Origin of the sequence: Methylobacterium sp. J-030 (assembly GCF_022829545.1) — a bacterium.
GTDB lineage: Bacteria > Pseudomonadota > Alphaproteobacteria > Rhizobiales > Beijerinckiaceae > Methylobacterium.
Genome location: NZ_JAKSYM010000080.1, coordinates 67761 through 89115 on the forward strand (window position 1 = coordinate 67761; position 21355 = coordinate 89115).

Sequence of the window (21355 nt, forward strand, 5' to 3'; positions counted from 1 at the left end):
GATGGATCTCGGGTCTCACGGCGGCTTCATCCTGGCCGCCTACGCCTTCACGGCCCTTGTGATGGGCGCGCTCATCGGCAACGCGATCCGCGACCGGCGCGCGCAGGTGCGGGCGCTCAGGGGTTTCGGCGAGGACCGGCGATGACCGCGGCACACGACGACGCGACGGACCGGCCGCCCCCGGTTCGCCGCTCCCTGCTGCTGATCCTGCCGGCTTTGGCGTTCACGGCGCTCGCCGCCGTGTTCTTCCTGCGCCTGCGCTCCGGGGTCGATCCGGCGGCCCTGCCCTCGGCGATGATCGGCAAGCCGGTCCCGCAATTCGACCTGCCGCCCGTACCGGGGCTCAACGCCGCCGGCGCCCCGGTGCCTGGCCTGTCGAGCACTGACTTGAAGGGGCAGATCACGGTGCTCAACGTCTTCGCCTCGTGGTGCGCCCCCTGCCAGGTCGAGCACCCGATGCTGATGCGGCTGGCCAAGGAGCCCGGCATCCGGCTGGTCGGTATCGACTACAAGGAGCCGAGCCCGGAGGCCGGCCAGCGCTTCCTGGCCCGGCACGGCGTGCCGTTCAGTGCCGTGGGGGCCGACGCCAGCGGGCGCGCGGCGATCGATTTCGGCGTCTACGGCGTGCCCGAGACTTTCATCATCGGGCCGGACGGGGTGATCCACGACAAGCTCGTGGGCATCCTGACGCCGGAAAACTTTTCCAGCGTGCTCGCGCGGATCCGGGCCGCCGGGAAGGTCGCGGCGGCGCAGTAGCTCACGCCTCCGGCTGCGGCGCCTTGTTCTCGTAGCGGGTCAGCAGCGGCGTCTGCGCCAGGGCGAACAGCACCGTGATCGGCATGATGCCGAACACCTTGAAGTTCACCCAGAAATCCTCGGTCTGCGTCCGCCACACGATCTCGTTGAGCGCCGCCAGGACGAAGAAGAACAGACCCCAGCGGAAGGTCAGCTTGCGCCAGCCCTCCTCGGTGAGGCTGAACATCGAGTCGAGCACCACCGACAGGAGCGGCCGCCCGAAGGCGAGGCCGCCGAGCAGGATGGTGCCGAACAGGGCGTTCACGATGGTCGGCTTGACCATGATGAAGGTCTTGTCCTGCAGCGCCAACGTCAGCCCGCCGAACACCACCACGACCATCCCCGACACCAGGGGCATGATCGGCAGCCGCCGCATCAGGACGTAGTGGATCGCCAGCGCCACCACAGTCGCCGCGATGAACAGGCCCGTGGCCACGAACAGCTTCTGGTCGGGGGCAACCCCGAATCGTTCGGAGTAGGCGTTCCCGAGAAAGAACAGCACCAGGGGCCCGAGTTCCAGCGCCAGCTTCATCAGGGGCGGCAGGTGGCGGCGCGGGGGGACGGATTCGATCTGCATGCGCGTCAGTTGGCTCGGATGCGGCGCCCACGGTACGATCGGGGGCCGGACTGGATTCGTCGGGGTGTGTGTAACGCGGGGCGCGCGATGTCCATCACGATCGAGAATGCCGAGGTCGAGGCGCTGCTGGCCGACCTTACGCGGACTACGCGGCGTGCGGTGCCGGATCTGCTGCTCGACCTGCTTCGGCAGGAGCAGGCGCGGATGTCCGGCGAGGCAGAGCGCCGGATCGCGGAGGGCTTGGCCGCCGACGCGGCGATGCGGCGGCGTCTAGCCGCGAGCGAGATCGATGATCCGCGCCCGATCGACGAGATCCTGGCCTGGGACGAACACGGCCTGCCGGCGTGATCGTCCTGGACTCATCGGCCTTCATTGCGATTCAGCGTGCGGAACCTGAGGCTGAGCAGTTCTCGCGGTTGCTGTCGCTCGCGGACATCGTGGTGATGGCGGCGGCGACATATCTCGAATGCGCTATCGTAGCCGCCCGCGTCCCGAACGGTCGCGCGGTCCTCGACGCCTGGATCGCGGCGCGGCGCATCTCCATCGTCCCGGTGGACCACACCCTCGCGCAGATCGCGGCCGATGCCTTCGCCCGCTACGGCAAGGGCCGGCACCCGGCCGGCCTCAACTTCGGCGACTGTTTCGCCTACGCGCTCGCCCGCTCACTGAACGCGCCGCTCCTGTTCAAGGGCGCTGATTTTTCCCGCACCGACGTGATGCGCGCCGCCTAATCCTTCTCCAGCCCGGCGATCGCCCGGGCGAAATCCCGGGCCGCGAAGGGCTCCAGATCCTCCACCCCCTCGCCGACGCCAATGAAGTGCACCGGCAGGCCGAACTTGGCCGCCAGCGCCACCAGGATGCCGCCCCGGGCGGTGCCGTCGAGCTTGGTCATCACAAGCCCCGAGACCGGCGCCGCCTGCGAAAAAAGCTCCACTTGGCTGATCGCGTTCTGGCCGACCGTCGCGTCGAGGACCAGGAGCGTCGCGTGCGGGGCCTCGGGATCCTGCTTGCGCAGGACGCGCACGATCTTCTCTAGCTCGGCCATCAGCCCGGCCTTGTTCTGGAGGCGGCCGGCGGTGTCGATCAGCAGCACGTCGGTGCCGGCGGTCGAGGCCTGCTTCAGCGCGTCGAAGGCGAGCCCCGCCGCGTCCGCGCCCTGCGCGCCGCTCACCACCGGCGTGCCGGTGCGCGCCCCCCAGACCTTGAGCTGGTCGATCGCCGCCGCCCGGAACGTGTCGCCGGCCGCCAGCATCACGGTTCGGCCCTCCGCCCGCAGCTTCGAGGCGAGCTTGCCGAGGGTGGTGGTCTTGCCGGCCCCGTTCACCCCGACCGTAAGGATCACGAACGGCTTCTTCGCCGCATCGACGGTCAGCGGAATGGCGACGGGTTCGAGCGCCCGCTCGACCTCGGTGGCCAGGATCGCCCGCACCTCGTCGGGCGAGATCCCCTTCTCGTAGCGGCCCTTGCCGACGGCCTCCGAGATCCGCATCGCGGTCTCCAGGCCGAAATCGGCCTGGATCAGGGCGTCCTCCAGATCCTCCAGGGTGGTGGCGTCGAGCTTGCGCTTGGTGAACAGGCCGGTCACGCGCTCGGACAGCGCCGAGGATGTCCGCTTCATCCCGGAGGTGAGGCGGCTCCACCAGCCCCGGGCCTCCGGCTCGCGATCCGGCCCGGCCCCGGCATCGTAGGCCAAAGCCGCCGCGGCATCGACCGGCTGGATGTCGGGCTGCGGCGCGGCCACCGGTTCGCAATTCGCGTCCCCCGTATCGACCGGATCGGCGCCGTGGGCGGGGTCGTCCCCGGCCGTGCCCGCGGGCGGACGCTCGGGCTCGCCTTCGATCGGCAGGAGGTCCGCGCCCTCGGCGACGTCGGCCACCGGCTCGCCGGTCTCCTCCGGCGGCAGCGGGATGACCGCGACATCCTCAGCGCCCGTCGCGAAGTCGGGTTGCCCCTCGGAGGGCGAGGCCGCCTCCGGGGGGAGTTCCGCCTCGGGCTTCTCGTCGGCCGCATCCTGACCCTTGCGCCCGAACAAACGTCCGAACCAGCCGGGCTTCTCCTCGCTCGCCATGAAGTCGCGTCCTCACCCACCTTGCCGACCCGGCAACAACGATCTAGCCGGGTCGGATGTCCAACGCCTTCGACATAGGCGCGCGCCTGCTCTACCGCGATGCCCTGCTGCTCGTCATCGACAAGCCGCCGGGTCTGCCGGTCCATCCGGGCCCGCGCGGCGGCGAGACCCTGACCGACCATCTCGACGCCCTGCGGTTCGGCCTGCCGCGCCGGCCCGAGGCCGCGCACCGGCTCGACCGCGACACGTCGGGCTGCCTCGCGCTCGGGCGCCACACCAAGGCGCTGGCGCGGCTCGGCAAGCTGTTCGCGGGCAGCGCCGTGGACAAGACCTACTGGGCGGTGGTCGAGGGCGGCCCCGCCGAAGAGGCCGGCCGCATCGACCTGCCGCTCGCCCGCCGCTCGGACGATCCGCGTTCATGGTGGATGAAGGCCGATCCCGCCGGCGATCCGGCGCTGACGCATTGGCGCGTTCTCGGCCGAATGGGCGGGCGCACATGGCTGGAGCTGAAGCCGGTCACCGGCCGAACCCACCAGCTCCGGGTGCATTGCGCAGCCTCCGGCTGGCCGATCCTGGGCGACGCGGTCTATGGCGGCGCGCCCCGCGGGAGCGCCCTGCACCTGCACGCGCGGTCGTTGGCGATCCCGCTCTATCCGAAGCGCGATGCGATTACGGTGACCGCGCCGCCACCGGCTTACATCGCGGCGGCCACGGCCCCGATGGGGCTTCAGGCCCTGCCGTTTCAAGGTGTTTAGCCGAGCGCGTGCCGCGCTCTGGTCTGCGTGACCTCATGTCGCGCGCCCTTCCTGGACGCCTGAAACGCATTGGAAGGCGATCCGGAAATCAGCACCCAGAACGCCGTGCAGCAGCTCCGTTTGTTCTGAGTGGACGCTGCGCGACGTCGTATGCTGGGTCCTGGGTCGCATTCCGTTGAGCTGCATGCGCCCGGGAGAGGGATGGGCCTCAACCTGCGATCAGCCGCGTGCCGTCATGCGCCGCGACGGCGACTTTGCACAACGTGCCGGGGTCCATCTCGGCCGCAATCCGCACCGGCGTGAAGTCTTCGGCCCGCCCCATCCCGCCGCGCTCCGCCAGCACGGTCAGCCGCCGCCCGACCTGCGCATCGAGGTGCCGCCGCAGCGCCTGCGCCCCCGCCTCCCGCAGCCGCGCTGCCCGCGCGTGGATCGCCACCGGCGCCACCGGCGGCATCCGCGCCGCGGGCGTCCCCGGCCGGGGCGAGTACGGGAAGACGTGGAGATGCGTCAGGCCGCATTCCGCAACGAGGTCGAGGGAGCGGGTGAACTGCGTCTCGGTCTCGGTCGGGAAACCCGCGATCAGGTCCGCCCCGAACACGATGTCGGGGCGCAGCCGCCGGGCCGCCTCGCAGAATCGGATCGCGTCGGCGCGGCCGTGGCGGCGCTTCATCCGCTTGAGGATCAGGTCATCACCTGCCTGGAGAGAGAGGTGCAGGTGCGGCATCAGCCGCTCCTCCTCGGCCAAAGCCGCCACCAGGGCCGTGTCCGCCTCCACGGAATCGATCGACGACAGGCGCAGGCGTGCGAGGTCCGGCACCGCCCGGAGGATCGCCCGCACCAGGATCCCGAGGGAGAGCGGCGCTTCGGGAAGGTCCCGGCCATAGGCGGTGAGATCGACGCCGGTCAGCACGACCTCGTGGCCGCCATGGGCCACGATCGTCTCGACCTGCGCGATCACGTCGGCGAGCGGCACCGAGCGCGACGGGCCGCGCCCGAACGGAATGACGCAGAAAGTACAGCGGTGATCACAGCCGTTCTGCACCGGCACGAAGGCCCGCGTATGCCCGGCCACCGCCGCCACCCGGGTCGGATCGGCCGCACGCGCCGCCATCACGGCCCCCGGGCCGGTCCCGGCCGCCGACCAGCCCTCCGGCCGCAGCTTCTCGCCGTTGCCGACGAGGCGCGCCACCTCGGGCATCGCCGCGTAGGCTTGCGTCTCGACCTCGGCGCCGCAGCCGGTGACCACGATCTCGGCGCCGGGCCGTTCGCGGGCGATCCGGCGGATCGCCTTGCGCGCCTGCCGCCCGGCCTCGGCGGTGACCGCGCAGGTGTTCACCACGATCCGATCGCGCCCGTCCGCGCCGGCATGGACCCGCAGGGCCTCCGATTCCACCGTGTTGAGCCGGCAACCGAAGGTGAGCGTCTCGACTCCCATCAGGCGAGGCCGGCAAACAGCTCCGGCGCGAGCGTCCCCTCGGCGACGAGCGCGACGGGGCCGGTCATCAGGACATGGTCGTCGGCGCGCCACTCCACGGACAGCGCGCCGCCCGGCAGCGCCACCTGGGCCTGCCGGCCGATCATCCGGAGCCGGGAGGCCGCCACCACCGCGGCGCAGGCGGCGGTGCCGCAGGCGAGCGTCAACCCGGCGCCCCGCTCCCAGACCCGGAGCTTGATCATCTCGCGGTCCGTGACCTGGGCGATCGAGATGTTGGCCCGCTCCGGAAAGAGCGGGTGGTTCTCCAGCATCGGCCCGATCCGGCCGAGGTCGAAGCTCTCGGGGTCGGCCTCGACGAAGAACACCGCGTGCGGGTTGCCCATATTCACCACGCCCGGCGAGTGCAGCACCGGATCGTCGATCGGCCCGATCTGCAGTTCGATCCGCCGCGTGTCGGGGAACGGCTCCGACAGGGGGATCTCGTCCCACCCGAGCTTCGGCCGGCCCATATCGACCGTGAAGGCGCGCTCCGACACCCGGCGGACGCCGAGAAGGCCGGCCCGGGTCTCGAGCGTCAGCCGGCTGCCCTCGGCGGGGCGCGCCATGGCCGGATCGTCGAGCATCGCGTAAGCGACGCAGCGTGTGCCGTTGCCGCAGGCGCCGGCTTCCGACCCGTCGGTGTTGTAGATCCGCAGGAACGCATCCGTGCCGGGGCTCACGGGATCGTGCAACACCATCAATTGATCGAAGACCGAGCGCGGATCTTGCGCGATCGCCCGCGCTTCCCCGGGCCGGACCCGCACGTTCGAGCCGCGCAGATCCAGCACCACGATGGCGTTGCCGGCGCCGTGCATCTTCAGGAAGCGTCTGTGGGCGAGTGCGCTCATGCGGTCCCGCGGCTGGGAGGGGTCGGTCGGCTATATGGCAAAACCGCCGGGCCGGCGCGAGTGGTCCGGCGTCGTGGCAGATGCGCCGCATTCGCGGTCCTGTCGCGAGGCCTTCGTGCACGGCACACTCGCGGGCGATCCCGATCACCGCTACCCTATGTGGTGGGAAGCCCGGGCGGACGATCCGCCGGGCCCCGACCGGAGCGCCCACCGTGATCCGCCTTCGTCCGCTCGCCGCCCTCTTCGTCGGTCTCGTCCTCGCTGCCGGCCCGCTGGCCGGGCCGCTCGCCGCGCAGCAGCCGGCCCCGCCAACCTCGACCGCGCCGTCACCGGCCCAGACGAACCCGCTGCCGACCACCACGGCCCCGAACCCGGCACCCGATCCGGGAAAAAGCCCGGCGCCCGCCCCCGAGCAGGCGGTGGCGCCGCCGCCGGCCGGGCAGAACGCCGTCGGCACGCCCGCACGGCCGACGCTGATCGACAAGCCCGGCGAGCCGGGCGACGTCGACGAGGTGACCCTGCCCGCCAAGCCCGCCGCGATCGTCTCCGGCAAGACCAAGTGGGAGGAGGCCGTGCCGAACCTCAAGCAGGCTTTTGCGCGGATCGAGGCGGATCTCGCCAAGCTCGGCATGGCGCCGGCGGGCCGGCCGCTCGCGGTCTTCACCCGCACGGACGATGACGGCTTCGAGTTCGAGGCGATGATCCCGGTGGCGGCCGCCCCGAACCCCGCACCCGCGGAAACCGACGGCCTGCGCTTCGGCACGACGCCCTCCGGCAAGGCTCTGCGCTTCGCCCACAAGGGTTCCTACGAGTCGATCGACGGCACCTACGAGACGCTGACCGCCTACCTCGATGCCAAGGACATCGTGGTGCAGGACCGGTTCGTCGAGGAATACGCCACGGATCTGAAGGACGGAACCGACGACAACCTCGACGTGAATATCTATGCGTTGGTGAAGTAGCCGTTTTAGAAAAACCGAAGTCCCTCCTCCTTTCGCCGGGGAGGAAGGGGCAACCGCCACGCGATCCTGACGGTCTTGCAGCCCGGTCGGACAGATCGCCGCTGCCCCATGCAAGCCGGAACAGCAGCGGTGCTCCGCGGATTCGCCCCGCATGCCCGCAGCCTCCCTCCGAACCGGCACCGCCCTCCCGCCGCGCCGCAAGCCCGCCCCGTCACCGAACGATCCCGCCCTCGCCGAGAAGGCGCGCGTGATCCACGCGTGCCTCTGCCCGGTCTACGGCTGCCCGATCCCGTACTTCCACAGCCTCGATCCAGTGAGCGAGCTCGTCTCCTCGCTCCTGTCGCACCGGACCCGCAACGCGGAATCGGGCCGTGCCTTCAAGGCGCTGCGGGCGCGATTCCCCGACTGGGAAGCGGTGATCGACGCGGATGTGCCGGAGATCGAGGCCGCCATCGCGGGCGTGACCTGGCCGGAGCTGAAGGCGCCGCGCATCCGGGACGTGCTCCGCGCACTCCGCGACCGGCGCGGCACCCTCGACCTCGCCTTCCTGGCCGACATGGAGGTCGAGGCAGCGCGGGCGTGGCTGCAGGCGATCCCGGGCGTCGGTCCCAAGACAAGCGCGGCGGTGCTCTCGTTCTCCACCCTGCGGATGCCGGCCCTGCCGGTGGACAGCCACCACCACCGGGTCGCCCAGCGCCTCGGGCTGATCGGCCCGCGGGTCGATGTCGGCCCGGCGCACCCGATCCTGCGGGCGCAGCTCCCCGCAGACTGGAGCGCGCAGGACCTCTACGACAATCACGAGGTCCTGATGTTGCACGGCCAGCAGGTCTGCCACCACGGCAAGCCGGCCTGCGGACGCTGCGTCCTGGTCGATCTCTGCCCCAGCGCGAAGCTGCCGACGCGGGAGCCCTGAGCGCGTCCTTGACCGGTCCGGCCTACGGGTGCGACTAACCGGGCGCCCGGACGGCACGGAGCCCCGGTCTCTACCTGCTCAGGATCGGCGCCGATGGCCGCGTTCACCGAATTGGTCTTCTCGGGCGTCCAGCCCACCGGCAACCTGCACCTGGGCAACTACCTCGGGGCGGTGAAGCGCTTCGTAGAGATGCAGGACCGCGACGCGCAGTGCCTGTACTGCGTGGTCGACCTGCACGCGATCACCGTCTGGCAGGATCCCGAGGCCCTGCGCGGCCAGATCCGCGAGGTCACGGCCGCCTTCCTCGCCGCCGGCATCGATCCGAGGCGCGCGATCGTGTTCAACCAGAGCCAGGTGCCACAGCACGCCGAGCTCGCCTGGGTGTTCAACTGCGTCGCCCGCCTCGGTTGGTTGAACCGCATGACCCAGTTCAAGGAGAAGGCCGGCAAGGACCGGGAGAACGCCTCGATCGGCCTCTATGACTATCCCGTGCTGATGGCGGCCGACATCCTGGCCTACCGGGCAACGCACGTCCCCGTGGGCGAGGATCAGAAGCAACACCTGGAGCTGACCCGGGACATCGCCCAGAAGTTCAACACGGACTTCGTGGGCTCGATCGCGGCCCACGGCCACGGCGAGGCGTTCTTCCCGGTCACGGAGCCGCTGATCGGCGGCCCGGCGGCGCGGGTGATGTCGCTGCGGGACGGCACCAAGAAGATGTCGAAGTCGGATCCGTCCGACAACGCCCGGATCAACCTCACGGACGACGCGGACGCCATCGCCCAGAAGATCCGCCGGGCGAAGACCGATCCGGAGCCCCTCCCCTCCGAGGTGGCGGGCCTGAGGGAGCGGCCCGAGGCCGACAACCTCGTGGGGATCTACGCGGCCCTCGCCGGGATCACCCGCGAGGAGGTGCTGCGCGATTTCGGCGGGGCGCAGTTCTCGACCTTCAAGCCGGCGCTCGCCGACCTCGCGGTGACGAGCCTTGCGCCGATCGCCTTGGAGATGCGCCGGCTCACCGCCGATCCCGGCCATATCGACGCCGTGCTGGCCGATGGCTCTGCCCGGGCCGAGGTGATCGCGGCGCAGACGCTGGATGCCGTCAAAGACATCGTCGGCTTCGTCCGGCGCGGTCCGAGCCTGCAGGCGGTGCGATGAGGGTCGGGGCCCTGGTCTTCGACGTCTTCGGGACGCTGGTCGACTGGCGCTCCGGCGTCGCCCGCGAGGCGGCGCGGCTGCTCGCACACTTTGCGTCGAACCTCGATGCCGGCGCCTTCGCAGATGCGTGGCGCGCCCGCTACAACCCGTCCATGGAGACGGTGCGTTCGGGCGCCCGTCCCTTCGTCGACCTCGACACGCTCCAGGCCGAGTCCCTGCCCGACGTGCTGGCCCAGTTCGGCATCGCGGGCGTGCCGGAGGACGTGCAGAGCGAGCTGGTCCAGGCTTGGCACCGGCTCGACGCGTGGCCCGAGGTGCCGGACGCCCTGCGGCGCCTGCGCGAAAAACACCTCCTGGCGCCGAACTCCAACGGGCATGTCCGGCTGATGGCCGACCTCGCCCGCCGCAACGGCCTGATCTTCGACGCGGTTCTGGGTGCCGGCTATTCCCGCGACTACAAGCCGAAGCCGGCGCTCTACCTCGACGCGATCGCGGCCTTCGGCTTCGCGCCGGCGGAGACGATGATGGTAGCCGCCCATTCGAACGACCTCGCGGCGGCGACGAGCCACGGCCTGTCCACCGCCCACATCGCCCGGCCGCACGAGCACGGCCCGGCCGGCGGCGAGACCGCGCCGACGGTGCCGGTCACCTACGCGGCCCGGGATCTGGCCGATCTGGCCGACCAACTCGGCTGCTGAGGCGTTTTACGAGAGGGTGCCATGGCTGACTGGAACCCCGCCCTCTACACCCGCTTCGAGGATGAGCGGACGCGCCCGGCCGCCGAACTGCTCGCCCGCGTTCCCCTCGATGCGCCGCGTCTCGCCTACGATCTCGGCTGCGGCCCCGGCAATTCCACCGCCCTGATCGCCGCGCGATACCCCGAGGCGGACGTGATCGGCCTCGACACGTCGCCTTCCATGCTGGAGAGCGCCCGGGCCCGCCTGCCCGATCTCACCTTCGCGCAGGCCGATGCCGCAACCTGGGTTCCGGAGCGGGCGCCGGACTTGATCTACGCCAACGCCGTGCTGCAATGGCTGCCAGACCACGCGACCCTGCTGCCGCGGCTGTTCGGCCTCCTCGCCCCGGGCGGCGTGCTGGCCGTACAGATGCCCGACAACCTCGCCGAACCCACGCACCGCCTGATGCGCGAGACCGCGGCTGCCGGATCCTGGGCGGCGGTGATCGGCGATCCGGCCGTCGCCGGCCGCCTCGGACGCATGCTGGAGCCCGCCGCCTACTACGACCTGCTGGCGCCGGTGGCCGCCGCGGTCGATGTCTGGCGCACCGCCTATCACCACCGGATGGCGGATGCCGGCGCCATCGTGGACTGGGTCAGTTCCACCGGCCTCCGGCCCTTCCTCGACCCGCTCGATCCCGGCGAGCGAGCCGACTTCCTGTCGGCCTACACCCGTGCGATCGCTGCCGCCTACCCGCCGCGCAGCGACGGGCGGCGCCTGCTCGCCTTCCCGCGGGTGTTCATCGTGGCGCGGGCGCAGTAGCGGCTCATGCCTCGCCGCGGGCGACCAGCGCCTCGTATTCCGAGACCTCCAGCTTGCCCTCCTCGGCGACGCGGGCCTTGTCGGCGTCGCTGATCACGTCGCCCGCGAGATCGAGGCGCTTCCAAGCAGCGAGCGGAGTCTCGCGCCCGGGCCGGGGGACGTACTTGTTCTGCTCGACCTTCTGGTACTTGTGGATGTAGCGCGGGCAGTTGACCCAGATTTTCGTGACCGCGACCTTCACGAGATACTTGGCCTCGGTGTACTCGGCCATCAGGGCATCGTCGCGCAGCAGGGTCGCGTGGCCCTGGACCCGGATGCGGTGGGGCGTCTCGAAATCGATGAACAGCAGGCCGACCTTGGCCTGCCCCTCGATGTTGCCCATCGAGTAGAACATGCCGTTGCCGTCGAAGCCCGGGAACACGAGGGTGCTTGCGTCCAGCACTTTCACGAAGCCGGTGGGGCCGCCCTTGTAGGACACGGTCGGCATGCCGTCGGGATCGACGGTCGAGAGGAAGAACATGTCGCGGGAGCCGATGAAGGCGCCCTCCTCCGGCTGGATGCTCTCGTGGACCCAGTCCTCGTCGAGGCGTACCGCGAGCTTGGTTGTGCCGAACTCCTCCTGCAGCGCCCGGTGCGCGTCGGAATAGAGCGATGCCATGGGTGTCCTCTCCGCTTGCCAGTCCTCGTACGGGTGGGACGGCTGCAGGGCTTATGGCCGGGAAAGTTCGCCTTCAGCAACGTTGGATGTGGGCCGGCGATTCTGCCTGCTCGCATCACATGTGGAGGTGTCGATCGGGGGCGCCTGAGATCTTTTGAGGCCCCCGTTTTCCCGGGCGCATGGAGCGTCAGCGGAATGTGACCCGGGATCCAGCGGGAGACGTCGCGAGGCGTCTATCTGAAATAACCTGTGCCGCTGCGCGGCGCTCCCTGATGCTGGATCCCGGATCATCTTCCACTTCGTTCCAGGCGTCCGGGAAAGGGTGCACCATGCCGAACACAAAGAACCCGGCCACGCCTTCGCATGACCGGGCCCAAAACGGCCGAGCGAAGCCCGGCCGCGACGTCTCGAACGTGTCAGTTGCGGGTCTTGTCGACCAGCGCCTTCTCGGAGATCCACGGCATCATGCCGCGGAGCTTGGCGCCGACCTCCTCGATCGGGTGGGCGGCGAGCTTGGCGCGGGTTGCCTTGAACGAGGTCTGGTTGACCTTGTTCTCCAGCATCCAGTTGCGGGTGAAGGTGCCCGACTGGATGTCGTTCAGCACGCGCTTCATCTCGGCCTTGGTCTCGGGCGTGACGATCCGCGGGCCGGTGACGTACTCGCCGTACTCGGCCGTGTTGGAGATCGAGTAGTTCATGTTGGCGATGCCGCCCTCGTAGATGAGGTCGACGATCAGCTTCACCTCGTGGAGGCACTCGAAATAGGCCATCTCGGGGGCGTAGCCCGCCTCGACCAGGGTCTCGAAGCCGGCCTTGATCAGCTCGACGAGGCCGCCGCACAGCACGGCCTGCTCGCCGAACAGGTCGGTCTCGCACTCCTCCTTGAAGGTCGTCTCGATGATGCCGGCGCGGCCACCGCCATTGGCCGAGGCGTAGGACAGGCCGAGGTCGTGGGCGTTTCCGCTCGCGTCCTGCGCGATGGCGATCAGGGTCGGCACGCCGCCGCCGCGCAGGTACTCGGAGCGCACGGTGTGGCCGGGGCCCTTCGGGGCGACCATCAGGACGTCGAGGTCCTTGCGCGGCTCAATCAGGTTGAAGTGGACGTTCAGGCCGTGGGCGAACAGGAGCGCGGCGCCCTGCTTCATGTTGCCCTCGAGGGACTCGCGGTAGATGTCGCCCTGCAGCTCGTCGGGAGTGAGCATCATCACCACGTCGGCCCACTTCGCAGCCTCAGCGACGGAGAGAACCTTGAAGCCCTCGTGCTCCGCCTTCTTGGCGGTGGCGGAGCCCTCGCGCAGCGCGATGACGATGTCCTTCACGCCGGAATCGCGCAGGTTGAGCGCGTGGGCGTGGCCCTGGCTGCCGTAGCCGACGATGGCGACCTTCTTGCCCTTGATCAGGTTCAGGTCGGCGTCGCGATCGTAATACACCCGCATGTCTGTCTCCTCTTAACGTTGGTGTTTCGGGTCGGGTTTGGCCTGGCCGTAGAGGACCAGGAACTGCTCGACGGCGCGGCCCGCATCGCGCCGGATCCCGGCCCCGTCGAGGTCGAGGGTCTCGCCGAGCAGAAGGCGAATCTGGATATCCCGGCCGACGAGGCCGAAGAAGGTGCGGAAGGCGGCCTCACTGTCGGCGAAGGCCAGCAGGCCCGCGGCGCGGCCCGCCTCCAGCACCGGCTTCACCCGCTCGCCGATGGCGAAGCGCCCGTTCGCCAGCACGATGCCGCCGAGGTTGCTCTTGCGCGAACCCGCATGCGCGATGGCGATGCGGTTCAGCGCGACCGAGGTGGGTCCGGTGATCACCTCCAGCCACGTGACCGCGAAGTCCTGCAGGCGTTCCCGGAGAGTCGCACCGTCGAGCACCTGCGCGGTGTCATGCCCGGCATGGACCCGGGAGGCCTGCCAGCGCACCGTCGCGGTCAGCAACCCGTCCCGGTCGCCGAACCACTTGTAGAGCGTCTCCTTCGAGCAGCTCGCCCGGCGCGCCACGGCGTCCATAGTGACCTGCTCGCCGTCCTCGACCATCAGGCCGAGCACGGCATCCAGCACCGCCTGCTGGCGGACCGACGGCGCTTCCTGCTCTGCTGTGACGCTGGCCTGCATCATCTCGAATGGCGTACCGTACCGTACGGTACGCGCTGTAGGACGAATGAGCCGGCGAGGCAAGAGGTGCTTCGCCGGCCGGATCTCAGCGCGGCAGCGGAAGCCCCTCGCGGGCGAAGACGGCCTGCACGGCGGGACGCTCGGCGACGCGGCGGGCATGGGCGGTCCAGGCCGGGAAGCGGCCGGCCATGTCGAACCGGAGCGTCGGGCCGTTGGCCCAGAACCAGAAGACCATCAGGTAGGCGTCGACCACGCTGAACCGGCCGCTCACAGCCCAGCCGCCGTGCGACAGGCGCACCTCGGTCATGGTGGCGAGATCGGCGTAGGTGTTGGCGGCCTTGGCCTTGATGCCGTCGAACGCGGCCTCGTCGTCCGTGTAGCGTTCCGGGCGGCGGACATGGGCGTAGGTCACGTGGTGGTTGCAGGCGAGCCAGCCGAGCCACTCGTCCGCGGCGGCCTGCTCGCGCAGATCCCTGGGCCACAAATCCTTCTCCGGCACGGCGCGGGCGACGTGGCGCAAGATCGCGGCGCATTCGGTGAGAACCCAGCCATCCTCGGTCAGCGCCGGCACGCGGCCGCGGTCGTTGATGGCGAGGTATTCCGGCCGCCGCTGGTCGCCCGCGGCGAGGTCGAGCTTGATGCCCTCATAGGGCAGCTCGGATTCCTCCAGGATGATGTGAGCGGCGAGCGAGCAGGCGCCGGGGGCGTAGTAGAGGGTGCGGGCCACGCGGTCGGTCATCCTTCAATCAAGTGAGCAAGTTGAACCCGAGCAGATTGGCGAGCTTCTGGCGAACGGCGTCGAGCGTTTCAACCGGAACGCCATCGATGTGGCGAAAGCCGCGTGCGGCGCGATCGACGTTCCGGATCTGATCGGTCTGGATCGCACCGGAAATCGCGAGACCTTGCGGAAGCAGAACCTTCGTCGGCCATGGATCGACATTGCGTGTCACCGGGCAGACGATTGCCGTCGCGTTCCGCGCGTGGAAATCGCGGTTTGTCAGAACGAGGGCGGGGCGAACACCGGATTGTTCGTGGCCAAGTGTCGGCCGGAAATCCACCCAGGCGAGATCTCCGGCCTCCGGTAGTTCTCGCGGGTCATGTCCAGTCGTCATGGATGATTTCGGCGCCGACATCCGGCCCCCAATCCACGACGGGAGGACGATAGGCCGGCCCGAGCCGATCCATCTCGGCGATCATATCCTGTAGCGTCTCTCTGCGTCGACGAGGCAAGATCTCAACGGTCTGACCATCCGCCAGACCGTGCCGATCCCCCTCGCCCGCAGGGATCCGAATCACGTATTCGTCGCCGGTGCGCGTGAGTTTGGCTTCCATGAGAGCGTCTCCGACTCTCCGGACATCATAGCCCAATCGGTCGGTTCCTACAGCGGCTCCGCCCCGCGCCCCATCGCGGAGATGCCGGTGCGGCAGATCTCCACCAGCCCGATCACGCTCATCAGGCGCACGAACCGGTCGATCTCCTCGGTGGCGCCAGTGAGCTCGAACACGAAGGAGTTGAGCGTGGCGTCGAGGGTCTTGGCGCCGAAGGCCGCGGCCAGCCGTAGGGCCTCGCTGCGGTGCTCGCCCTCGCCCTTCACCTTCACGAGGCAGATCTCGCGCTCGATGGCGTTGCCCTGGAGCGTCAGGTCCACGACCCGGTGCACCGGCACGAGGCGATCGAGCTGCGCCTTGATCTGCTCGATCACACCGTTGGTCCCGGTGGTGACGATGGTGATGCGCGAGATGTGGCGCGCTTCCTCGGTCTCGGAGACCGTCAGGCTCTCGATGTTGTAGCCCCGGCCGGAGAACATCCCCGAGATGCGGGCAAGCACGCCGGGCTCGTTGTCGACGATCACCGCGAGCGTGTGCCGGTTCACCGGCTCGACGCGGCCGGCATCGGGGTAGTGGGTGTTCATCGCGTTCATGGCCGGTTTCGTCCTCCTCGGGGTTTCCGAAGGGCGCGCCCTTCGGCGGGGTGTCGGGGCGGCGCCCCGACATCGGGCGGAGCCCGACATCGGGCGGAGCCCGACAGCAGGGCTCCGCCCTGCACCCGCAAAAGGTCTCAACCTTTTGAAACCAAGATATTCGAGATCAGTCTTGGGATCTCGGCCCGTTACACCAGCATCTTGCCTTCCTCGGAGATCACGTCGCCGAGTTCGACGCCGGTCTCGCCGAGGTAATCGGACAGGAGCATCTCGTTGTGTGCCTTGCCCGACGGGATCATCGGGAAGCAGTTCTCGGTCTTGTCGACGATGCAGTCGAAGATCACCGGGCCGTCATAGGCGAGCATCTCCGCGATGGCGCCGTCGAGGTCGCCCGGCTTCTCGCAGCGCATGCCCTTGGCGCCGTAGGCCTCGGCCAGCTTCACGAAGTCCGGCAGGCTCTCCGAGTAGCTCTGCGAGTAGCGTGAGCCGTGCAGCAGCTCCTGCCACTGCCGGACCATGCCCATATACTCGTTGTTGAGGATGAACACCTTGACGGGCAGCCGGTACTGAACCGCCGTCGACATCTCCTGCATGTTCATCAGGATGGAGGCCTCGCCAGCGATGTCGATCACGAGCCCGTCCGGATGGGCGAGCTGCGTGCCGATCGCCGCCGGCAGGCCGTAGCCCATCGTGCCGAGGCCGCCCGAGGTCATCCAGCGGTTCGGCTCGTCGTACTTGAAGTACTGGGCCGCCCACATCTGGTGCTGGCCGACCTCGGTGGTGATGTAGGTCTCGCGATTCTTACAGGCCTCGTAGAGGCGCTGGACCGCGTATTGCGGTTTGATGATCGTGCCCGAGGGCCAGTAGGCGAGGCAGTCCCGCGCCTTCCAGGCCTTGATCTTCTGGAACCACGGATCGAGGTTGGACGTCTCCGGCCGCGACGGCAGGGCGCGCCACGCCTCCAGCATGTCGGCGAGCACAGAGCTGCAATCGCCGACGATCCCGATATCGACTTTCACGACCTTGTTGATCGAGGAGGCGTCGACGTCGATGTGGATCTTCTTCGAGAACGGCGAGAACGCGTCGAGCCGACCGGTGATTCGGTCGTCGAACCGGGCGCCGACGCAGATCATCACGTCGCATTCGTGCATCGCGAGGTTGGCCTCGTAGGTCCCGTGCATGCCGAGCATGCCGAGGAACTTCTCGTCCGTGCCCGGATAGGCGCCGAGCCCCATCAGCGTCGAGGTGATCGGGAAGCCGGTCTCGCGGACGAGCTCGCGCAGCAGGCGCGAAGCCTCCGGGCCGGAATTGATCACGCCGCCGCCGGTGTAGAAGACCGGCCGGCGGGCGGTCGCCATCAGCTCGACGGCCGCACGGATCCGGTCCGCATCGCCCTTCACAGCGGGGCGGTAAGTCTTGTGGCTCGCGATCTCCGGGCGCTCGTAGAGCCCGGAGGCGAACTGGATGTCCTTGGGCAGGTCGACCACGACCGGGCCGGGCCGGCCGTTGGCCGCGACGTAGAACGCCTCGTGCAGGATGCGCGGCAGGTCGTCGATGGATTTGACCAGGTAATTGTGCTTCGTGCAGTGGCGCGTGATGCCGACCGTATCGCATTCCTGGAACGCGTCGGTGCCGATCAGGTGCGTCGGGACCTGGCCGGTGATGCAGACCAGCGGGATCGAATCCAGCATCGCGTCGGTGAGACCGGTGACGATGTTGGTCGCGCCGGGACCCGAGGTGACGAGGACGCAGCCGACCTTGCCGGAGGAGCGGGCATAGCCCTCCGCGGCGTGGACGGCGCCCTGCTCGTGACGGACGAGGATGTGCTTCACGGCGTTCTGGTGGAACAGCGCGTCGTAGATCGGCAGTACGGCGCCGCCCGGATACCCGAACAGCGTATCGACACCCTGATCCTGGAAGGCCCGGATGACCATCTCGGCCCCGGTCATGACCTCGCCGCCCATGCTCGTCTCCTCGCGCTCTCCGGGGCCACGGCGATCCTTGAGACCGCCGCCCTGCCCCGTCCTCTCTCGTCGCACCCTCGTCCCGCGGGGCGGTCTCCGCCTCGCCCGAAGGTGCCGTCGCTTCGGCATCCCGTCTGTCTCGGTCTCGTCCCGCCCGGACGCGGGCAACAAAAAAGGGCCCCGAGGGACCCTGCATGCGCCACCGCCCGGATCGCGGCCCTAGCTCAGGGCCGCCCCGTCGGTGACGCTACCGCTACAATAAGGACCGTGGTCATCGGATGTCCGAACCTGCTCCGCGACGGCCGCATGATCCGGAACGGGTCATGGTTGGCACGCGGAGTGTCGGGCCTCTTAGCGGAGTGCGCGGAGCCGGTCAACGCATCCCTGCCCGCGATTGCGCCTGTTCGGCGCTTTAGCCCAACCCTCAATTCAGCGGCGGCGGGCATCGGCGGACCCAGTTGCTCGCCGCGTCGTAGGCGGCCCCGAGCTGCAGGCAGGCGAGTTCACCGTGGTTGCGGCCGACGATCTGAATGCCGGTGGGCAGACCGGCCTCGCCGAACCCGGCCGGGACATCAAGCGCCGGCAGACCCGACATGGTCACCGGAATCACGGTCTGCATCCAGCGATGGTAGGTGCCCATCGCCCGCCCGCCGACCGTCTCGGGCCAGCGCATCTCCTTGTCGAACGGAAAAACCTGCGTCGTCGGCATCACGAGGAAGTCGTAGGCCTCCATGAAGCGGCGCAGGGTCTCGTACCAGCGCGTGCGCCCCTCGAGCGCCGCGACGATCCGGTCGGATCCGAGGGCGAGCCCCCGCTCGACCTCCCAGACGGCCTCCGGCTTGAGCATCGCCCGGTGGCGGGGCTCGTCGTAGAGCGGCCGGAGTGCCGCCGCGACGGTGAGCGCCCGTAGCACCAGCCAGTCCTGCCAGAGCTGCTCCATGTCGTAGCGCGGCACCGCCTCCTCGACGATGCAGCCGATATCGACGAACGTCGAAAGCGCGGCACGCCCGGTATCGAGCACGCCGGGATCGAACGGGATCTGGCCGCGGCAGTCGCCGAGCCACGCGATCCGGGTGCCGCGAAAATCCCGGGTGAGCGGGCTCGCGAAAGCTGCGGGGTCCTGGCGGATCGAATTCGGGCAGCGCGGGTCGTAGCCCGCCTGGACGGACAGCATCAGGCCGATATCGGCGGGCGTCCGCCCGATCGCGCCGAGCACCGCGAGACCCGGGCTGAACACGTCCTTGGCCTCGGCGGGGATGCGGCCCCAGCTCGGGCGCAGGCCGTAGCAGTTGTTGAAGGCTGGCGGATTGCGCAGCGACCCGGCATGGTCGCTGCCGTCGGCGACCGGCTGCATCCGCAGGGCCACCGCCACCGCGGCGCCGCCGCTCGATCCGCCCGCGCTCTTCGTCACGTCGTAAGGATTGGCGGTGGTGCCGTAGACCGGGTTGAAGCTGTGCGAGCCGAGGCCGAATTCGGGGACGTTGGTCTTGCCGATGAAGATCGCCCCGGCGGCTCGCAGGCGGCTCACCATGATCGAGTCCGCGTCGGCGATGCGGTCGGCGAAGATCGGCGAGCCTTGCGTGAAGCGCAGGCCGCGGACCGCATCGAGATCCTTCACGGCCAGCGGGAAGCCGTGCAGCGGGCCGACGGCCTCGCCGCGAGCAAGCGCGGCGTCGGCCGCTTCGGCCTCCTGCAGGAGCGCCGCATCGTCCTGCAGAGCCACGATGGCGTTGACCTGCGGGTTGAGCCGGTGGATCCGCTCCAGATAGGCGCGCATCACCTCGGCGCAGGAGACCACCCGGCTGCGGATGGCCGCGGCGAGGTCGACCGCGCCCATCGCCGTGATGCCGTCCTGTCGCGCGTCCTGCATCGTAAACCGCCTCCAGCTCGGTGGGGATCAGTACCGCGAGGCCGAGTGTTGGCAAGCTCACCGCTGTCCATGTAGCGTACAGGTCGCCGTCGCAGAGCGTGAACGACATGCCGCCTGTTTCCAAGGCCGAATCTGCAACCGCGAAGGCACGCAACGATCGTGCGAGGATCCGGGCTAAGGGCCTGAGACCCATGCAGATCTGGGTGCCGGACGTGTGTGCGCCCGCGTTCAGAGCCGAGGCGCATCGCCAGTCGCGCGCCGTGGCCAAAAGCGAGCGCGAAGCGGAAGATCAAGCCTTCATCGACGCCGTGTCCGACCGGGACGATGAATGAGGCGCGGTGCGATCTGGACGGTGGCCGGCGGAAAAACCTACGCGTGGAAACCGCCCCCCGCCGTGGTCGTGCAGGATGACAGCTTCGATGCGACCGATTCGATTACCATCTGCGCCTTCACGTCGAACGAGCAGGACGCACCCCTCTTCCGGATCCCCATCCATCCGACAGAGCGTAACGGCTTACGCGCACCATCACGACTTATGGTCGACAAGATCACGACCGTTCCGAAAACGAAGTCGGGCAACCGCATCGGACAGCTCGATGACGAGAATTTGCTGCGGCTCAACCGAGCGATCCTCGTCTTTCTTGGTTTGGCAGCGACTCCGTCGCGGAGCCGAACGCCTTGAGAGCAGCCACCGTCGCGCTCAGCTGGACGTCACCGCCCACGGCAGGGTCTCCTCCCCCCGGAACACCACCACAGCCGTATCCTCCACCGCCACCGCCTCGGCGATGCGGCTCTCCCGACGCTCCAGCGTCACCGTCCCGGCATTCGGCTCCAGCCCGTGGAAGCGCGCGCCGTTGAGGGACGCGAAGGCCTCGAACCGGTCGAGCGCTCCCTCCTCGTCGAACACCTGCACGTAGGTCTGAAGCGCGCTCGGCCCGCAGAACACACCCGCGCAGCCGCAGGCCGCCTCCTTGGCGCCGCGGACATGCGGGGCCGTGTCGGTGCCGAGATAGAAGCAGGCCTCGCCCGAGGTCGCGGCCCTGCGCAGGGCGAGGCGATGCCGCTCGCGCTTGGCCACCGGCAGGCAGTAGAGGTGCGGGCGCAGCCCCCCCTGGAAGATGTGGGTCCGGTTGATCACGAGGTGGTGCGGGGTGATCGTGGCCGCGCACCGGCTTCGGTTCTCCCGGACCACGTCGAGGATCTCCGCCGTGGTGGCGTGTTCCACCGTCACCTTGAGCCCCTGGTGGCGGCCGAGCAGCGGGATCAGGCTGCCCTCCATGAAGGCGGCCTCCCGGTCGAAGATGTCGATCTCCGGGTCGGTGGCCTCACCGTGGATTAGGAGCGGCATGCCGATCCGCTCCATCCGCTCCAGCACGGGGGCGATCCCGCGGAGGTCGGTGACGCCCGCATGCGAGTTGGTGGTCGCGCCGGCCGGATAGAGCTTGGCGGCGACCCAGACTTTTTCCGCGAAGCCTTGCTCGATCTCGTCCGGATCGGTGTCGTCGCGCAGGTAGCAGGTCATCAGCGGCGTGAAGTCCATGCCCTCCGGCAGCGCCGCCAGGATCCGCTCGCGATACGCCTGCGCTGCCGCGACCGTCGTCACCGGCGGCACGAGGTTCGGCATGATGATGCCCCGGGCGAACTGCGCCGCCGTGTAGGGCAGCACCGCCTTCAGCATGGCGCCGTCGCGCAGGTGGATGTGCCAGTCGTCCGGCCGGCGGATCGTGATCCGGTCGGCCGATGCCGGCTCACGGCGCTCGGCGGGGAACACATCGGCAACGCTCATGATC

At 69.3% G+C, this 21355-nt stretch carries 26 protein-coding genes; 12 read left to right on the plus strand and 14 right to left on the minus strand.

Annotated features, from left to right (window positions below; genetic code table 11):
• The first annotated feature begins 1 nt into the window (after position 1).
• On the plus strand, positions 2–145 hold the full coding sequence (gene ccmD / locus MKK75_RS04415) for a heme exporter protein CcmD (protein ID WP_244041410.1): 144 nt from the start codon (positions 2–4) through the stop codon (positions 143–145).
• Positions 142–756 (plus strand): DsbE family thiol:disulfide interchange protein, encoded by a 615-nt coding sequence (locus MKK75_RS04420; RefSeq protein ID WP_244041411.1) that lies wholly within the window; start codon positions 142–144, stop codon positions 754–756. Before ccmD ends, MKK75_RS04420 begins: the two co-directional genes overlap by 4 nt.
• A 1-nt stretch (position 757) precedes the next feature.
• Here the strand turns inward: MKK75_RS04420 and MKK75_RS04425 are convergent, their stop codons facing one another.
• Positions 758–1372 carry a septation protein A gene (locus MKK75_RS04425; RefSeq protein WP_244041412.1) on the minus strand — a complete coding sequence of 205 codons (615 nt, stop codon included), beginning with the start codon at positions 1370–1372 and terminating at the stop codon, positions 758–760.
• Positions 1373–1459: 87 nt separating this feature from the next.
• Here MKK75_RS04425 and MKK75_RS04430 point away from each other — a divergent pair, with 87 nt between their 5' ends.
• Both MKK75_RS04430 and MKK75_RS04435 read left to right on the plus strand, forming a co-directional pair.
• Positions 1460–1720, plus strand: a complete 261-nt coding sequence (locus MKK75_RS04430) for a type II toxin-antitoxin system VapB family antitoxin (RefSeq protein WP_244041413.1) — start codon at positions 1460–1462, stop codon at positions 1718–1720.
• Positions 1717–2103 carry a type II toxin-antitoxin system VapC family toxin gene (locus MKK75_RS04435; RefSeq protein WP_244041414.1) on the plus strand — a complete coding sequence of 129 codons (387 nt, stop codon included), beginning with the start codon at positions 1717–1719 and terminating at the stop codon, positions 2101–2103. Before MKK75_RS04430 ends, MKK75_RS04435 begins: the two co-directional genes overlap by 4 nt.
• Here the strand turns inward: MKK75_RS04435 and ftsY are convergent.
• A complete protein-coding gene (gene ftsY, locus MKK75_RS04440; protein WP_244041415.1) occupies positions 2100–3440 on the minus strand; it encodes a signal recognition particle-docking protein FtsY in 1341 nt (446 codons plus the stop codon). The two genes, MKK75_RS04435 and ftsY, sit on opposite strands and share 4 nt — an antisense overlap.
• Before the next feature lie 56 nt (positions 3441–3496).
• Here ftsY and MKK75_RS04445 point away from each other — a divergent pair, with 56 nt between their 5' ends.
• Positions 3497–4195, plus strand: a complete 699-nt coding sequence (locus tag MKK75_RS04445; protein ID WP_244041416.1) for an RluA family pseudouridine synthase — start codon at positions 3497–3499, stop codon at positions 4193–4195.
• 208 nt (positions 4196–4403) lie between these two features.
• On the opposite strand, the gene mtaB is transcribed toward MKK75_RS04445, so the two are convergent.
• Entirely contained in the window at positions 4404–5630 is a 1227-nt protein-coding gene (mtaB, locus tag MKK75_RS04450; protein WP_244041417.1) for a tRNA (N(6)-L-threonylcarbamoyladenosine(37)-C(2))-methylthiotransferase MtaB, read from the minus strand.
• Positions 5630–6517 carry a diaminopimelate epimerase gene (dapF, locus tag MKK75_RS04455; RefSeq protein ID WP_244041418.1) on the minus strand — a complete coding sequence of 296 codons (888 nt, stop codon included), beginning with the start codon at positions 6515–6517 and terminating at the stop codon, positions 5630–5632. The genes mtaB and dapF overlap by 1 nt, the downstream gene beginning before the upstream one ends.
• 212 nt (positions 6518–6729) lie before the next feature.
• On the opposite strand from dapF, the gene MKK75_RS04460 reads away from it, so the two are divergent.
• The 5 genes from MKK75_RS04460 (at position 6730) to tam (ending at position 11049) form a co-directional block, all read left to right on the plus strand.
• Positions 6730–7479, plus strand: a complete 750-nt coding sequence (locus MKK75_RS04460) for a GyrI-like domain-containing protein (protein WP_244041419.1) — start codon at positions 6730–6732, stop codon at positions 7477–7479.
• 151 nt (positions 7480–7630) lie between these two features.
• The gene (gene nth, locus MKK75_RS04465) at positions 7631–8392 is read left to right on the plus strand and encodes an endonuclease III domain-containing protein (RefSeq protein WP_244041420.1); all 762 of its coding nucleotides are present in this window, start codon (positions 7631–7633) and stop codon (positions 8390–8392) included.
• Positions 8393–8485: 93 nt separating this feature from the next.
• Positions 8486–9550, plus strand: coding sequence for a tryptophan--tRNA ligase (trpS, locus tag MKK75_RS04470; RefSeq protein ID WP_244041421.1), 1065 nt, complete (start codon positions 8486–8488; stop codon positions 9548–9550).
• A complete protein-coding gene (locus tag MKK75_RS04475) occupies positions 9547–10248 on the plus strand; it encodes a haloacid dehalogenase type II (RefSeq protein ID WP_244041422.1) in 702 nt (233 codons plus the stop codon). The genes trpS and MKK75_RS04475 overlap by 4 nt, the downstream gene beginning before the upstream one ends.
• A gap of 21 nt (positions 10249–10269) precedes the next feature.
• Complete coding sequence (gene tam / locus MKK75_RS04480) at positions 10270–11049, plus strand: trans-aconitate 2-methyltransferase (protein ID WP_244041423.1); 780 nt, start codon at positions 10270–10272, stop codon at positions 11047–11049.
• A 4-nt stretch (positions 11050–11053) separates the two neighbouring features.
• Here tam and MKK75_RS04485 read toward each other — a convergent pair whose 3' ends face one another.
• The 9 genes from MKK75_RS04485 to MKK75_RS04525 all read right to left on the minus strand — a co-directional run bounded on the left by MKK75_RS04485 (position 11054) and on the right by MKK75_RS04525 (position 19565).
• A complete protein-coding gene (locus tag MKK75_RS04485; protein ID WP_244041424.1) occupies positions 11054–11707 on the minus strand; it encodes a pyridoxamine 5'-phosphate oxidase family protein in 654 nt (217 codons plus the stop codon).
• Positions 11708–12123: 416 nt separating this feature from the next.
• Positions 12124–13143: a ketol-acid reductoisomerase gene (ilvC, locus tag MKK75_RS04490; RefSeq protein WP_012322218.1), complete on the minus strand. Its 1020-nt coding sequence runs from the start codon at positions 13141–13143 to the stop codon at positions 12124–12126.
• A gap of 12 nt (positions 13144–13155) precedes the next feature.
• Positions 13156–13812 carry a TetR/AcrR family transcriptional regulator C-terminal domain-containing protein gene (locus tag MKK75_RS04495; RefSeq protein WP_409567522.1) on the minus strand — a complete coding sequence of 219 codons (657 nt, stop codon included), beginning with the start codon at positions 13810–13812 and terminating at the stop codon, positions 13156–13158.
• An 82-nt stretch (positions 13813–13894) separates the two neighbouring features.
• Positions 13895–14548 (minus strand): glutathione S-transferase family protein, encoded by a 654-nt coding sequence (locus tag MKK75_RS04500; protein WP_244041425.1) that lies wholly within the window; start codon positions 14546–14548, stop codon positions 13895–13897.
• Positions 14549–14555: 7 nt separating this feature from the next.
• Positions 14556–14921: a type II toxin-antitoxin system PemK/MazF family toxin gene (locus MKK75_RS04505; RefSeq protein WP_244041426.1), complete on the minus strand. Its 366-nt coding sequence runs from the start codon at positions 14919–14921 to the stop codon at positions 14556–14558.
• On the minus strand, positions 14905–15141 hold the full coding sequence (locus MKK75_RS04510) for a MazF family transcriptional regulator (RefSeq protein ID WP_244041427.1): 237 nt from the start codon (positions 15139–15141) through the stop codon (positions 14905–14907). Before MKK75_RS04510 ends, MKK75_RS04505 begins: the two co-directional genes overlap by 17 nt.
• A gap of 47 nt (positions 15142–15188) precedes the next feature.
• Positions 15189–15731: an acetolactate synthase small subunit gene (ilvN, locus tag MKK75_RS04515; protein ID WP_244041428.1), complete on the minus strand. Its 543-nt coding sequence runs from the start codon at positions 15729–15731 to the stop codon at positions 15189–15191.
• Between the two features lie 188 nt (positions 15732–15919).
• Positions 15920–17695 carry an acetolactate synthase 3 large subunit gene (locus MKK75_RS04520; protein WP_244041429.1) on the minus strand — a complete coding sequence of 592 codons (1776 nt, stop codon included), beginning with the start codon at positions 17693–17695 and terminating at the stop codon, positions 15920–15922.
• 424 nt (positions 17696–18119) lie between these two features.
• Entirely contained in the window at positions 18120–19565 is a 1446-nt protein-coding gene (locus MKK75_RS04525; protein WP_244041430.1) for an amidase, read from the minus strand.
• Positions 19566–19756: 191 nt separating this feature from the next.
• On the opposite strand from MKK75_RS04525, the gene MKK75_RS36010 reads away from it, so the two are divergent.
• Together MKK75_RS36010 and MKK75_RS04535 are read left to right on the plus strand one after the other, a co-directional pair.
• Positions 19757–19897 carry an antitoxin MazE-like protein gene (locus MKK75_RS36010; RefSeq protein WP_313901830.1) on the plus strand — a complete coding sequence of 47 codons (141 nt, stop codon included), beginning with the start codon at positions 19757–19759 and terminating at the stop codon, positions 19895–19897.
• Positions 19894–20247 (plus strand): type II toxin-antitoxin system PemK/MazF family toxin, encoded by a 354-nt coding sequence (locus MKK75_RS04535; RefSeq protein ID WP_244041431.1) that lies wholly within the window; start codon positions 19894–19896, stop codon positions 20245–20247. The genes MKK75_RS36010 and MKK75_RS04535 overlap by 4 nt, the downstream gene beginning before the upstream one ends.
• Before the next feature lie 18 nt (positions 20248–20265).
• Here the strand turns inward: MKK75_RS04535 and pyrC are convergent, their stop codons facing one another.
• On the minus strand, positions 20266–21351 hold the full coding sequence (gene pyrC, locus MKK75_RS04540; RefSeq protein WP_244041432.1) for a dihydroorotase: 1086 nt from the start codon (positions 21349–21351) through the stop codon (positions 20266–20268).
• Positions 21352–21355 lie beyond the last annotated feature (4 nt).